This is a genomic window from Streptomyces anulatus (genome assembly GCF_014650675.1).
Lineage (GTDB): Bacteria > Actinomycetota > Actinomycetes > Streptomycetales > Streptomycetaceae > Streptomyces > Streptomyces anulatus.
The window spans coordinates 122,270-135,335 of sequence record NZ_BMVK01000014.1; the positions used below are offsets into that span (position 1 = coordinate 122,270).

Consider the following 13,066-nt stretch of genomic DNA (forward strand, 5'->3'; position numbering starts at 1 on the left):
TGAGGTGTGCATGCCGCGTCCCCACCCGTGACTTCGCACCCGGTGCGCCATTCGTCGAGGAGCAGAACCATGACCCAGCCCGGCAGTACACCGCCCCGCCCCCGGAGAGCCGCCGGGTGTCTGCAGAGCCTGGTGGTGATCGCGGTGCTCCTCGGCCTGGGCTACGGCGCGTCCAAGATCTTCGGTGACGAATCCTCGAATAAGTACTCGAAGTCGCCCTCGTCCTCGTCCGCGTCGGACGGCCAGGGCGGCTCGTGGGAGATCGGCGACTGCGGCGGGCCCGACCCGGAGAACAAGCCGGACGGCTACCGCGCCTTCGACTGCGACGAGTCGGGAGCGACCTTCAAGGCCCTGAAGATCGAGGACGCGAGCTTCCTGCCCAACGCGATCCAGTGCCCGGCCGGAACGGACCTGATCATCCAGGTCTCCCGGGTCTTCGGATCCGGCGACGACAAGAAGGGCGGCGGCATCCCGACCAACACGGTCTGCGGCCGCAACCTGACGGGTGACCACCCCGGCGACGCGGGCGCCGGCGGGGGCCAGCTCGTCGAGGGCGACTGCATCTCGGCGACGGCGAAGGAGATCGCCTGCGCCTCGGCCGGGGCGACCGACTTCAAGGTCCTCGGCCTCGTCAAGGAGAAGACCGAGTGCCCGGCGGCGACCACGGAGCCGATGCAGCTGATGATGGCGATGGGCCGCCCGTACGACGTGATCTGCGGCGGCAAGGTCTAGAGACCCCGCCCCCTCCCCGGTGCGGCGGTGGCGGCCCCTCAGCCGCCGCTCAGCCGCCGCACTGGGTGAGCATGGTCCGCTTGTCGGCGGCCGTGACCGGGAGTTCGTACTTCAGCGAGACCTGGGCGAACCGTACGGCGTAGGAGCAACGGACCGGCTTGTACGGGGGCAGCCAGGAGGCCGGGCCGGAGTCCCGCTTGGCGTTGTTGGCCGGACCGTCCACCGGGATGAGGTTGAGCGGGTCGTTCGCGATCTGCTCGCGCTTGGCCTCGTTCCAGCGGGCGGCGCCCATCTGCCAGTCGTAGGACAGCGGCATCACATGGTCGATCTGCACCTTGGTCGCCTGCTGCTTGCGCCAGTCGATGCTCTCGCCGGTGTAGGGGTCCTGGAGCGTCATCGACATGACGATGCAGTCGGATCCCGCCTTGTGCTCGATGTCCTTGCCGTCCCGGGCGAGAAGGTCGTTGCGGGTGTCGCAGCCGTTGCGGGCGAGCGGGATGCCGTCGATCCCGTCCTTCCACGCGTAGCCGAACTTCTTCCGCTCGTAGCCGGTCTTCGGGCCGCGCCCCTTGGTGGCCACCTTCTCGATGATCTTCCGGGCGGCGGCCCGGTCCGCGTCCGTGGTGAGGGGGGCCAGGCCCGGCTTCGTACCGTCGGGGTTGTCCAGCGGGCTGGCGCCGAACCCCTCGGCGGACCGCGCGCCGCCGTTGGTCCCGCCGCTCGCGCTGCCTCCGCCGTCGGCCGCGAGGTCGTCGGGGGTGCAGCCGCCCGCCAGGGCGATCGCGACGAGAGCGCCGATGGCGGGCAGAGCCGCTCGGTACGTTCCGTACGTACGGGGAACTATCACGTGAAGCCGTCCTGACGGGGAGAAAGCCGAACGCCGAGAATCCTAAGGGCGTCTTCCCCGCCGGGGGCGCTTCCATGACGGCGCTTCAGGGCTTCAGCGCTTCGGCACCTCAACACCTCACCCCTTCAACACCTGGGCGCATCTACACCTAGCCGCATCAACGCCTCGACGCATCAGCGCACCGCGCATCGCGCATCAGCGGGTCCGGCGCTCCAGCCCGCTCCGGCCTCCCGGGTCACACCTTCCCGATGCCGAGGGTGTTCTCGGCCGGCAGCAGCCCCGATCCGAGGACCGCCAGCCAGGGCTCCCCCAGCAGTTCCACCAGCCGCTCGCGCCCCGGCTCCCCCAGCGCCCGCCACGGCGCGGCGGCCTCCTCGTCGGTACGCAGCTCCACCTTCGCGCGCAGTTCGCGCCCCGCGTCCGTGGCCGTGCCGTCCGCCGCCACCAGCCCGCGCTCCTGGAGCCGCCACCGGGCCGCGCCCCACTCCTCCGCACCCCATCCCCGGCTCGCGAACACCTCGGAGGGCGCCGCGCCGACCGCCGCGAAGGAGACCAGCGACTCGACCGGGTCGAGACCGGCCCCAGCCAGGGCGGCGATGTGCCCGTCGCCCCGGTGCTCGCGCAGAACGGTCGCCGCCTGCCAGAGCACCAGGTGCGGGGCGTCCGGCCAGGGCAGTCCGGAGTTGGCGGGCCCGAGGCCGCCGACCGTCCCCGGGGTCACCGCCTCCGCCGCACGGCGGGCCAGTGCGGCGGCCTCCGCGAACTCCGGCCCCTCCGCCCGCTCCCCGAAAAGGGCCCGGTAGGACCGGTCGACCGCCCGCAGCCGGGCCGCGAGGACCGCGTCCGGGGCGGCGGTCGCCCAGATGCCGGGAACATGGCGCTCCACCATCGCCGGAGCGAAGCTGTGGAACGTCCGCACCGCCTCCTCCGCCCCCACCGCCCCCAACGGGGCCGCCCGCCAGGCGAAGTAGCTCGCCCAGCGCTCCTCGATGTCGTACCCCAGCGCGGCGGCCTCGTCGAAGGCCTCGGGGGCGTAGTACAGAACGGCGTGCAGGGGCTCCAGGAGGTGCCACATCTGCCGCACACGGGCCGGTTCTCCGGTCATGATCTCCACCTTCCCGAACGGGAATCGCGAATCTTGCCAGTGACTAGATCAGATCTCCAGCATGCGCGCGCCACCAGAACTTGTCAATGACTAGATGCCGGGTAGGGTGCTGTCATGAACAGCGAGCGCGCCTACCACCACGGCGACCTGCGGCGCGTGATTCTGGACGCCGCCCTCGACGTCATCGCGACGAACGGCCCCGGAGCCCTGAGCCTGCGCGACCTGGCCCGGCGGGCCGGCGTCTCGCACGCCGCGCCGGCGCACCACTTCAAGGACCGCACGGGCCTGCTGACCGCCGTGGCCGCCGAGGGGTACGCCCTGTTCGCCGACGCGCTGGCCGGGGCGCCGGACCTCCGGGAGCGGGGCGTCGCGTACGTACGGTTCGCGGCGACGCACCCCGCGCACTTCCAGGTGATGTTCCAGCCGGACCTGCACCGCACCGACGACCCGGACCTGCTGGCCGCCCGCGCCCGGGCGACCGAGGCCCTGCGCGCGGGCGTGGCGGACCTCCCGCCGGCCGGCCGGGGCGAGGACGACCGCCTCGCGGGCGTGGCCGCCTGGTCACTGGCCCACGGCTTCGCGACGCTGCTGCTCAGCGGCAACCTCTCGGACGCGATGGAGGGCCGGGACCCGGAGGCCGTCTTCCGGTCCCTGGCCGGCCTGATCTTCACGCCGGAGAACCGCCGCGACGGTGACGGGGCCGTCCCCTAGGCTGCCCCTCATGGGCGTTTCCTGAGCAACGAACGAGGTCCCGCAGCGGGACCGCAAGCCGCCCGGCGCCGGCCGCCGGGCCCCGTTCGTATGCCCACGCACCCTCTCAGGAGCCCCGGCCATGCCGCACGTTCGCCCCGCCCACGCCCGTACCGCCCCTGCTCCCCTGCCCGCCGACGCCCTGGCCCTGGACGGCCGCATCGAGTTGCTGCGCGCGACGGCCGAGGCCGACCCCCGCGTGGAAGGCGTCCTCCTCTACGGCTCCTGGACGCTCGGCGAGGCCGACGCCCACTCGGACCTGGACGCCTGCCTGTACGTACGGGAGGCGGACGTCGACGCTTTCGACGGGCGGGAGTTCGTGGAGCGGCTGGCCCCGCTGAAGCTGGCGTACACCAACATGCACGGCATCCTCGCCGTGGTCTTCGACGACCTGATGCGCGGAGAGTTCCACGTCGAGCCCACCGGCACCGGCATCGCGGAGATCGCCACGTGGCGCGGCCGGGTCCACCTCCCCCGCCCCGAGGCGGCCGTGCTCCTGGACCGCACCGGCCGCCTGACCGCCGCCGCCCGTGAACTGGCCGCCTTCAACCCGCCGGAGCCGGTGGCCACCGCCCAGCAGCTCACCGACGAACTGGCCAACTGGACCCTGATGCTGGCCCACGTACAGGCCCGGGGCGAGCACGCCCGCGCCCACAACCTGCTGCACGCCGTCATTGCCCCGCTCCAGCTCAAGCTCTGCCGCCTGCTGCGCGGCTCGACCGCCCACTGGCTCACCCCGAGCCGCGCCCTGGAGGCGGACCTGCCGGTGGTGGACGTCGAGCGGTACGCCACGACCACCGGGCCCCTGACCCCGGAGGCCCTCCGCACGGCGGCGGCGAACAGCTGGCGGTGGAGCCGGGAACTGGCGGCCGAGGCGGCGGACCGGTGGGGGACGCGACTGCCACTGGGGCTGCACGAGGAGATCGCGGAGGCCCTGGCCCCGGCCGAGTGACTCGGCCGGTCGAGCACGGGGTCGTTGGCAAGACCGTCCGGGCGACGTGCCATCGGCCGCCGCCGCCCCGGTCGGCCGCGTCCGCAGGGCCGATGCCCCATCGTGATGCGCGGGTGCACAACCCTGGGTGGGTGTCGGCCGTCTGTAAGGCGCTGGAGGGACGCTCCTTCAGCGCTATTCCGTACGGAGATCGGGGATCAGGTGGGGAAGCAGGTCTGGAGAGCCGTCGTGGCCGGCGGTGCGGCGGCGGTGTTCACGGCGGTGGCCGCGGTGCCGGCCGGGGCGGCCGAGGGCGGGGCCTCGTTCAGCCGTGTCCAGGTGAACGGCGGCAAGCCGATCGTCATCGGGACGACGAAGGAGGTCGCGGTGCCCGCCTCCTTCCGGATGACGACCACGAAGCCGTGGAAGGCGCCGGGGTTGGTGTTCCTCCACCGCAACAGTGGGGAGGAACAGCTGTGGCACTCGATCGAGACGAACGACTGCCCCAACAAGGTCGGCGCCTGCGACATCAACGAGACGATGTACTTCGACCCGAGCGTGTGGGACATGCGTAACAGCGAGGCCGGGGCCTGGAGGGTCGGGGCCGAGGTCCGTTTCAAGGACGGCAGCGGTGACGTCGACGACAAGGGCATGACGGTCTACGTCCAGCGCAACTCCCGTCTGACCGTCAACGCCTCACCGGAACCGGTGGCCAAGGGCAGGACCATCACCGTGACCGGAAAGGTGACGCGGGCCAACTGGGAGACCAGGAAGTACGCCTATTACGGCGGCCGCCACGTGAGCTTGCAGTTCAAGCCTTCCGGCTCGGCCTCCTACAGCACGGTCAAGAAGGTGTACGCGGATGGCTCGGGCAACCTCAAGACGACCGTGAAGGCCTCCACGTCGGGTACGTGGCGCTGGGCGTACTACGGCAACACCACCACCGGGGCGTCGACGTCGTCCGGGGACAACGTCGTGGTGAAGTGACGTCTGCCGTGTCGGCGGACCGGTGGAGGCCGAGGACTTCGGACCGCTGAGCCGGGAGACCGCCGCCGGGGGATGACAACGGCCTCCCCCAGCCCGGGCGTCGATACGTCCCCATTGACGCCCGGGCCCCCGGTTCCCCGCGACGGCCTGGCCGTCCGCGAACCAGGAGCGGCCCGGCTACCCTTCCTTCTCCGGAAAGCGCGAAGGGAAGCCCCTTGCGGGGGCGGATGGCCAGGTCGTCCACGACCAGCCCGTCCAGCGTTCCATTCGGAACCAGGGGCCTCGTTGCGCTCCTCCCGCGCGGAGAAGGTCGGAAGGTGAACGAGACGCGCCCAGGAACTTGGTCGCCGCCGGGCACGGGCGTCACTCGGGCGTGAACTCGTACTGAACCTCGTACAGGTGACCCGCCTTGACCATCACCGTGGCCTCGATGGGCCGGTCGTCGTCGCTGAACACCACCCGCAGTGTACGCAGGACCGGCAGGTCCCCGGGGAGCCGGAGCAGCCGGTACTGCTCCTGCGTCGCTACACGCGCCGAGACCCGGTCGACGCTGAGCCGGGGCGGGTAGCCGAGCGAGGCCAGGAGGGTAGGCGTGCCTCCGGGGATGCGGCGTGTTCCGGTGATGGCGGTGCCATCGGCAATGTCCGGCGGGTAGTACGAGGAGACAAGTTCCGCAGGTTCGTCGTCGATCGACAGGAGTTGGTGGCGGAGGATCGCCGTGCCGCCCGGCTGGAGCGCCAGCGCGTCCGCGACGTCCGCCGGCGGTTCGGTCTGCGTAACGTCCAGGAGCGTGCTGCGGGCGCGCGTGCCCCCGTTTGCCGCTTCGGTCAGCCAGCGGTAGGGCTCTCCAGTCGGAGACGGCGCCATGTACGCGGCAGGCCGTATCGTGCGCTGCCGATGTTCGCGTACGGTCACCGACGCGCCTGCCCTGCCGACCACGAGATGCTCGCCCTTGAGGAGCTGCAAGGCCTTCTGAACCGTGGCGTTCGCCGCGCCGAACCGCTCCTTCAACTGTGCGGTGGAGGGGAGGCTGTCACCGGGAGCCAGGTCCCCGGACATGATGTCGTCCCGCAGATCGGCCGCGATCCGCTCGTGCAGCGGACGGCCGTCCGCCTCTTCCGTCTCCGGTCCGTGCACCGTCATCCGATCCTGATCTCGTACTGCAGCTTCTGGCCTCGGGGAGGCATGACCATCACATCGACCTGGACAGGCCGGTCATCCGCGTCCAGGGTGAGCCGTGTCAGTTCGAGGACCGGCTCGTCGGCCATCAGGGCCAGCTCCGCCCGCTCGCGCTCGGACGGCATACGGGCGGCCACGTCTTCCCTGGCACGGACTCCTACGTGGCCGAGTTCGGCAAGCAGCCGGGCGGCTCCTCCTCGGATCTTCGCCGTGCCGGCCAGCCCTGTGCCCCGCGCGATCTCCACGGGGTAGTAGGTGTCGGTCAACTCGCACGGTTCGCCGTCGAGATACATGACCCGTCGCCGTCCGACGACCTGTCCGCCCTGTTCCACCGCAAGCAGGCCGGCCACCCGCTCCGGGGCGGCGACTTCACCGGCGCTCACGATCTTCTGCGTGCCGCGACGCCCCGCCGACGCCGCCTCGGCGCTCCAGACGTCGCCTCCGCCCTCCGTCGGCGTCAGGTAGTGAGCGGACGCGCTGATCACTTCACCCTCGCCCATGGCCTCCTCCTTCGCCGACGACGGACCTTGCCGGTGCACACGGTAGGCGACTCCGTCGAACACCCCAAAGAGTACCTTGCCACCTTTCGCGAATAGCAGTACGGTCATCCCGTTACGGCCCACGAGCAAGGCGGTGAACCACCGTGTCCTCTTCGCAGTTACGGCGCTTTCCCCGACGGCGCACTTCCGTCGGTGCCTCACGCGCTTTCGTCGCCCAGATCCTCAGGGAGTGGCAGCTCACGGACCTGATCGACGACATAGAACTCTGTGCCTCGGAGCTGGCGACCAACGCCCTGCTCCACGGCGTCCCACCGGAGCTCGCCGCGGACTTCGGCGTCGATGAACACGTCGTGGGCAAGACAGTGTGGGCCGCGTTCAAGCGGCCCGCGACGCCGTAGCGGCCCCGGCCCAGACGCATCGGGCCCCGCCGGTCAGCCCGGCGGGGCCCGTCGTTCACTCGGTACGCGGGTCTACGACCCCAGGATCGTCGTCAGGAACTCCCCCGTCCACGCCAGCAGTTCGCGGCCGATGACCGGCTTGCCACCGATCTTCCCGGTCGTCGGGCGCGGGACCAGGATCTGGTGGGCGGCCGGCTTGATGACCGTCTTGGGGTGCAGGCGCTTCAGGCGCAGTTCCTGGGACTCGCGCAGCTCCACCGGGGCGAAGCGGATGTTGGAGCCCTGGAGGACGATCTCGCCGACGCCGCAGGCGCGGGCCAGCATGCGCAGGCCGGCGACCAGGAGGAGGTTCTCTACCGGTTCGGGCAACGGGCCGTAGCGGTCGGTCAGTTCCTCGCGGACCGCGCGGATGTCGTCCTCCGAGGAGGCCGAGGCGATCGAGCGGTACGCCTGGAGGCGCAGCCGCTCGCCGGGGGCGTAGTCGTGCGGGACGTGCGCGTCGACCGGGAGCTCGATCTTGACCTCCAGCGGGGGCTCCTCCTGCTCGCCGCCCTCCATCTGGGCCCGGTAGTCGGCGACCGCCTCGCCGACCATGCGGACGTACAGGTCGAAGCCGACGCCCGCGATATGACCGGACTGCTCGCCGCCCAGGAGGTTGCCCGCGCCGCGGATCTCCAGGTCCTTCATCGCCACGTACATGCCCGCGCCCATCTCGGTGTGCTGGGCGATCGTGGCCAGCCGCTCGTGGGCGGTCTCGGTGAGGGGCTTCTCGGGGGGGTACAGGAAGTAGGCGTAGCCCCGGTCGCGGCCTCGGCCCACCCGGCCGCGCAGCTGGTGCAGTTGGGAGAGGCCGAAGTTGTCGCCGCGCTCCACGATCAGGGTGTTGGCGTTGGAGATGTCGATGCCGGACTCGACGATCGTCGTGGAGACCAGGACGTCGAACTTCTTCTCCCAGAAGTCCACCACCACCTGTTCCAGGGCCGTTTCCGACATCTGGCCGTGGGCCGTGGCGATCCTGGCCTCCGGGATGATCTCGCGGAGGCGGGCGGCGGCCCGGTCGATGGACTCGACCCGGTTGTGGATGTAGAAGACCTGGCCCTCGCGCAGCAGTTCACGCCGTACGGCGGCGCCGATCTGCTTCTCCTCGTACGGGCCGACGAACGTGAGGACCGGGTGGCGCTCCTCCGGCGGGGTGGTGATCGTGGACATCTCGCGGATGCCGGTGACCGCCATTTCGAGCGTACGGGGGATGGGCGTCGCGGACATCGTGAGCACGTCGACGTTGGCGCGGAGCTTCTTCAGCTGCTCCTTGTGCTCGACGCCGAACCGCTGCTCCTCGTCCACGATGACCAGGCCGAGGTCCTTGAACTTCGTCTCGGAGGAGAAGAGGCGGTGGGTGCCGATGACCAGGTCGACGGCCCCGTCCTTCAGGCCTTCGAGGGTGGCCTTGGACTCCGTGTCCGACTGGAAGCGGCTCAGGGCGCGGACATTGACCGGGAATTGGGAGTAGCGCTCGGTGAACGTCCCGTAGTGCTGCTGGACCAGGAGAGTGGTGGGGACGAGGACCGCCACCTGCTTGCCGTCCTGGACCGCCTTGAAGGCGGCCCGGACCGCGATCTCCGTCTTGCCGTAGCCGACGTCGCCGCAGATCAGCCGGTCCATCGGGACCGTCTTCTCCATGTCCTCCTTGACCTCGGCGATCGTGGACAGCTGGTCGGGCGTCTCCGCGTACGGGAAGGCGTCCTCCAGCTCGCGCTGCCAGGGCGTGTCCGCGCCGAAGGCGTGGCCGGGGGCCGCCATCCGGGCGCTGTAGAGCTTGATCAGGTCGGCGGCGATCTCCTTGACCGCCTTCTTCGCCCGCTGCTTCGTCTTCGTCCAGTCCGCGCCGCCGAGCCGGTGCAGCGTCGGGGCCTCGCCGCCGACGTACTTGGTGACCTGCTCCAGCTGGTCGGTCGGGATGTAGAGGCGGTCGCCCGGCTGGCCGCGCTTGGCGGGGGCGTACTCGACGAGGAGATACTCGCGGGTCGCGCCCTGGACCGTGCGCTGCACCATCTCCACGTACCGGCCGACACCGTGCTGCTCGTGGACGATGTAGTCGCCGACCTCCAGCGTCAGCGGGTCGATCGTCTTGCGGCGGCGGGCCGGCATCCGGCCCAGGTCCTTGGTGGCCGTGCGCTGGCCGGTCAGGTCCGTCTCGGTGAGCACGGCGAGCTTCAGCGCCGGGTCGACGAACCCCTGGTCGATGGCCCCGCAGGAGACGTGCACCAGGGACGGGGTGATCCCGGTCAGGTCCGCGTCGAGGCGGGCCGCGATGCCCTCGCCGCTCAGCACCTCGACCGTACGGGCGGCGAGGCCCTGGCCCTCCGTCACGTACACCGTGCGCCAGCCGTCGGCCAGCCAGCCCTTGGTGTCGGCGAGCGCGCGGGCGGTGTCGCCCCGGTACGCCTCGGGGGCGTGCATGGAGAGCTGGAGGGTGTCGTCGTCGTGGTCGGCGGCGTCGGCCGCGAACGGCGAGATCGACCACCACATCATGTTCAGCTCACGGGCCCGGTCCCGGACGTCCGCGATGCCCCACAGCGAGGCCGCGCCCACGTCGATGGGGGCCTCTCCGCCGCCCGCGCTCGCCGCCCACGACGCCTGGAGGAACTCCTGGCTCGTGGCGACCAGATCGGCCGCCCGGGTGCGGACCCGCTCCGGGTCGCAGACGATCGCCATCGCGTCCTTCGGCAGGACGTCGAGCAGCAGCTCCATCTCGTCGACCAGGACCGGGGCCAGGGACTCCATGCCCTCGACCGCGATGCCCTCCGCGATCTTGCCGAGCAGTTCGCCCAGCTCCGGGTGAGCCTCGGCGAGCACCGCCGCCCGCTCCCGCACCTCGTCGGTCAGCAGCAGCTCGCGGCAGGGCGGGGCCCACAGCCCGTGCGCCGCGACCTCCAGGGACCGCTGGTCGGCGATCTTGAAGTAGCGGATCTCCTCGACCTCGTCACCCCAGAACTCCACCCGAAGGGGGTGCTCCTCGGTCGGCGGGAAGACGTCCAGGATCCCACCGCGTACGGCGAACTCGCCACGCTTCTCGACCAGTTCGACCCGGGAGTACGCGGCGGCCGCCAGCGCGTCCACCACCTCCCCCAGATCCGCGCTCTGCCCGCCGGTCAGTGCCACGGGCTCCAGCTCGCCGAGCCCCTTGACCTGCGGCTGGAGCACGGAACGGATCGGCGCGACGACGACGGAGACCGGACCGGTCTCCGGGTCGTCCCGGCGCGGGTGGGTGAGCCGCCGCAGCACGGCGAGGCGGCGGCCCACGGTGTCCGAGCGGGGCGAGAGCCGCTCGTGCGGCAGGGTCTCCCAGGACGGGTACTCCGCCACGGTGTCCGGTGGCAGCAGCGTGCGCAGCGCGGCGGCCAGATCCTCGGCCTCCCTGCCCGTCGCGGTGACCGCCAGCACGGTCCGGCCGGTCTGCCGGGCCAGCGCGGCCACGGCGAACGGCCGCGCGCCGGGCGGGCCCACCAGGTCGACGTGCGCCCGGTGCCCGTCTCCGGCGGCCTTCACCGCCTCGGCGAGCGCCGGGTCCGTAACGACGACATCCAGCAGACCGTGCAGACTCATGAAGTTTCCGTCCGGGATCAGATCAGGTGCAGCTCAGGGTTTACCGGCAGCCGGCTGCTACCGGGGGCAACGCGAAGGGCCCGACACGTGGGACGGGCCGGGGTGGTTCCAGGGTACGACCCGGGGGTGACAGCCGCGCTCGCAACGGGTGACCGGGCCGGATCCGGCAGTCGTGCCGGGCCGGGCCCACGGGCAGGGCGGGCGCCCGTACGCCCGCGCCGCCGCCCGTCGTGCCGGTACCGCCGCTCGTCGACGGTCGCGCACCGTTCATCTCCGTCCCGCACACCAGTTGTGCCGGGGCCCCTCACAGGAGTGACCCCAGCGTCTAGTCTTTGCCCGACCATGGCCCGGACGCGCGGACGAGCGCATCGGCCGGCGCGTCACCACCCCTGCGGGTCGGGGCACGGTCAACGGCACGGGCGGACGAGCAGCGGCCTGGGAGGGCGGCGCGGGGCGATCCCCCTCGGTGCGCGCTCCCCACGGCATCAGGCATCGGGGGCGTACGTGGGCGAGAACGAGATGTCTGTCTTCGGGGTCCCGGAGGCCGAGGAAGAGGTCTACCGGCACTTCCTGCGCAACCCCGGCACCCGCGCCGACGACCTGGACGTCCTGCTGCGCTCCCGGCCCGGGGAGGCGCGCGCCCGGATCGCCCGGCTCCGGGAACTCGGGCTGCTCCTCGCCGAGGACGCCGAGCGACGGATCTTCCCGGCGGATCCCGAGGTGGCACTCGCCCGACTGGTGGACGTCCGGCTGCACGCGCTCCATCAGGAGCTGCAGCGTGTCACCCGGTCGTGGCACGTCATTGATGGTCTACGCGCGGAGAGGGAGGCCCGTACGCCCCCTCCGCAGGGCGTCGAGCAGTTGGAGGGGCTCGCCCAGATCCGCGGCCGGATCGACGACCTCGCGTTCTTCGCCCGGGACGAGATCCTGTCCGTGGAGCCGTACACCCGGCTGTCGGAGGAGAACATCGCCCTCTCCCGCCCGCTGGACCTGCGCTGTCTGCGGCGCGGGGTGCGGATCCGCAGCGTCGTCTCCAGCCTCGCGCTCCGGGACCCGACGACCGCCGCCTATCTGCGGGAGCTGGCCGAGCACGGTGCGGCGATCCGGGTGACGGCGGACACCACGGAGCGGCTCCTCGTCTACGACCGCCGGGCGGCGCTCGTACCGCTGGACCCGCGCGACACCTCGCGGGGCGCGCTCCTCGCCCACCGCAGCGGCCTGGTCTCCAACGTCATCTCGCTGTTCGAACGGATCTGGGACCAGGCCGACGAGCTGTCCCGGGCGGGCGACGGCACGGAGAGCGGCGAGGACGCCACCGCCGTCCGCCCCTCCGGGATCGAGCGGCGGGTGCTGGTGTCGATGTGCACGGTGGGCAAGGACGAGGCGGGCGCGCGGAAGCTGGGAGTGTCGGTGCGGACCTACCGGCGGCACGTCGCCGACCTGATGCAGACACTCGGCGCGGCCAGCCGGGCGCAGGCCGCACTGCTGGCCCGGGAGCGCGGCTGGATCTAGCCGGGCTGGACCTGGGCTCGGTGTGAGCGGGACGGCTGAGTAAGCACGAGGTGGCGCTCGGTTTGAGTAGTCCGCCTCATGCTCGGGCGACAGGGAACTGGCGAGGATCTGGGCATGCACCCCCGCACGTACGACACTCTCTACCGACCGGCCCGCATCACTCCTCCGTCCCGGCGCACCCCTGTGATGCTCCTTGCCGCGGCACTGTGGGTGCTCACGCTGTCATCCCTCGCCTTCCTGGGCTTCGTGGTCGGGATAACCGCGTTGTGGAGCGCGGCGGAGGGCGTGCCGGTGGGGGGCTTCCTCCTGCGCTGCTTCGCCGGCCTGTTCGGTGGCGCGGCCGTGCTCGTCGCGGTCCGCCAGGCGCCGGGAGTGAAGCGGATGTCCGCCGACACACGCAGCCTCCTGCTGGCAGTCCTGGCCTGCCCGATCCCCCTGGTCCTGGCGATGACCATGTGGTTCTCCGCCTCGTGACCGATTTTCGGTGGCGTGGACCTCCCGCTCGGCGACCAGCCGGCT

General features: G+C 71.6%; 12 protein-coding genes. 7 read left to right on the top strand and 5 right to left on the bottom strand.

Annotation, left to right across the window (positions count from 1 at the left end; translation table 11 throughout):
• Positions 1-69 precede the first annotated feature (69 nt).
• Positions 70-732, top strand: a complete 663-nt coding sequence (locus tag IE272_RS28745; RefSeq protein WP_050358932.1) for a hypothetical protein — start codon at positions 70-72, stop codon at positions 730-732.
• 49 nt (positions 733-781) lie between these two features.
• Here the strand turns inward: IE272_RS28745 and IE272_RS28750 are convergent, their stop codons facing one another.
• Together IE272_RS28750 and IE272_RS28755 are read right to left on the bottom strand one after the other, a co-directional pair.
• Complete coding sequence (locus IE272_RS28750; RefSeq protein WP_056703683.1) at positions 782-1,579, bottom strand: HNH endonuclease family protein; 798 nt, start codon at positions 1,577-1,579, stop codon at positions 782-784.
• 235 nt (positions 1,580-1,814) lie between these two features.
• Positions 1,815-2,684, bottom strand: coding sequence for an SCO6745 family protein (locus IE272_RS28755; protein WP_190008756.1), 870 nt, complete (start codon positions 2,682-2,684; stop codon positions 1,815-1,817).
• Between the two features lie 114 nt (positions 2,685-2,798).
• Here IE272_RS28755 and IE272_RS28760 point away from each other — a divergent pair, with 114 nt between their 5' ends.
• The 3 genes from IE272_RS28760 to IE272_RS28770 all read left to right on the top strand — a co-directional run bounded on the left by IE272_RS28760 (position 2,799) and on the right by IE272_RS28770 (position 5,352).
• The gene (locus IE272_RS28760) at positions 2,799-3,395 is read left to right on the top strand and encodes a TetR/AcrR family transcriptional regulator (RefSeq protein ID WP_190008758.1); all 597 of its coding nucleotides are present in this window, start codon (positions 2,799-2,801) and stop codon (positions 3,393-3,395) included.
• 121 nt (positions 3,396-3,516) lie between these two features.
• The gene (locus tag IE272_RS28765) at positions 3,517-4,386 is read left to right on the top strand and encodes a nucleotidyltransferase domain-containing protein (protein WP_190008760.1); all 870 of its coding nucleotides are present in this window, start codon (positions 3,517-3,519) and stop codon (positions 4,384-4,386) included.
• A 201-nt stretch (positions 4,387-4,587) separates the two neighbouring features.
• Positions 4,588-5,352, top strand: a complete 765-nt coding sequence (locus tag IE272_RS28770; protein ID WP_190008762.1) for a hypothetical protein — start codon at positions 4,588-4,590, stop codon at positions 5,350-5,352.
• A 363-nt stretch (positions 5,353-5,715) separates the two neighbouring features.
• Here the strand turns inward: IE272_RS28770 and IE272_RS28775 are convergent, their stop codons facing one another.
• A complete protein-coding gene (locus IE272_RS28775) occupies positions 5,716-6,495 on the bottom strand; it encodes a GntR family transcriptional regulator (RefSeq protein ID WP_190008765.1) in 780 nt (259 codons plus the stop codon).
• Positions 6,492-7,031 (bottom strand): GntR family transcriptional regulator, encoded by a 540-nt coding sequence (locus IE272_RS28780; protein WP_190008766.1) that lies wholly within the window; start codon positions 7,029-7,031, stop codon positions 6,492-6,494. Before IE272_RS28780 ends, IE272_RS28775 begins: the two co-directional genes overlap by 4 nt.
• Positions 7,032-7,174: 143 nt before the next feature.
• On the opposite strand from IE272_RS28780, the gene IE272_RS28785 reads away from it, so the two are divergent.
• Positions 7,175-7,429: an ATP-binding protein gene (locus IE272_RS28785; protein WP_190008768.1), complete on the top strand. Its 255-nt coding sequence runs from the start codon at positions 7,175-7,177 to the stop codon at positions 7,427-7,429.
• 72 nt (positions 7,430-7,501) lie between these two features.
• Here IE272_RS28785 and mfd read toward each other — a convergent pair whose 3' ends face one another.
• Positions 7,502-11,035, bottom strand: coding sequence for a transcription-repair coupling factor (mfd, locus tag IE272_RS28790; RefSeq protein WP_098892331.1), 3,534 nt, complete (start codon positions 11,033-11,035; stop codon positions 7,502-7,504).
• 504 nt (positions 11,036-11,539) lie between these two features.
• Between mfd and IE272_RS28795 the strand changes: the two genes are divergently transcribed.
• Together IE272_RS28795 and IE272_RS28800 are read left to right on the top strand one after the other, a co-directional pair.
• Positions 11,540-12,547: a helix-turn-helix transcriptional regulator gene (locus IE272_RS28795; RefSeq protein ID WP_190008770.1), complete on the top strand. Its 1,008-nt coding sequence runs from the start codon at positions 11,540-11,542 to the stop codon at positions 12,545-12,547.
• A 114-nt stretch (positions 12,548-12,661) separates the two neighbouring features.
• Complete coding sequence (locus tag IE272_RS28800) at positions 12,662-13,021, top strand: hypothetical protein (protein ID WP_190008772.1); 360 nt, start codon at positions 12,662-12,664, stop codon at positions 13,019-13,021.
• Positions 13,022-13,066 lie beyond the last annotated feature (45 nt).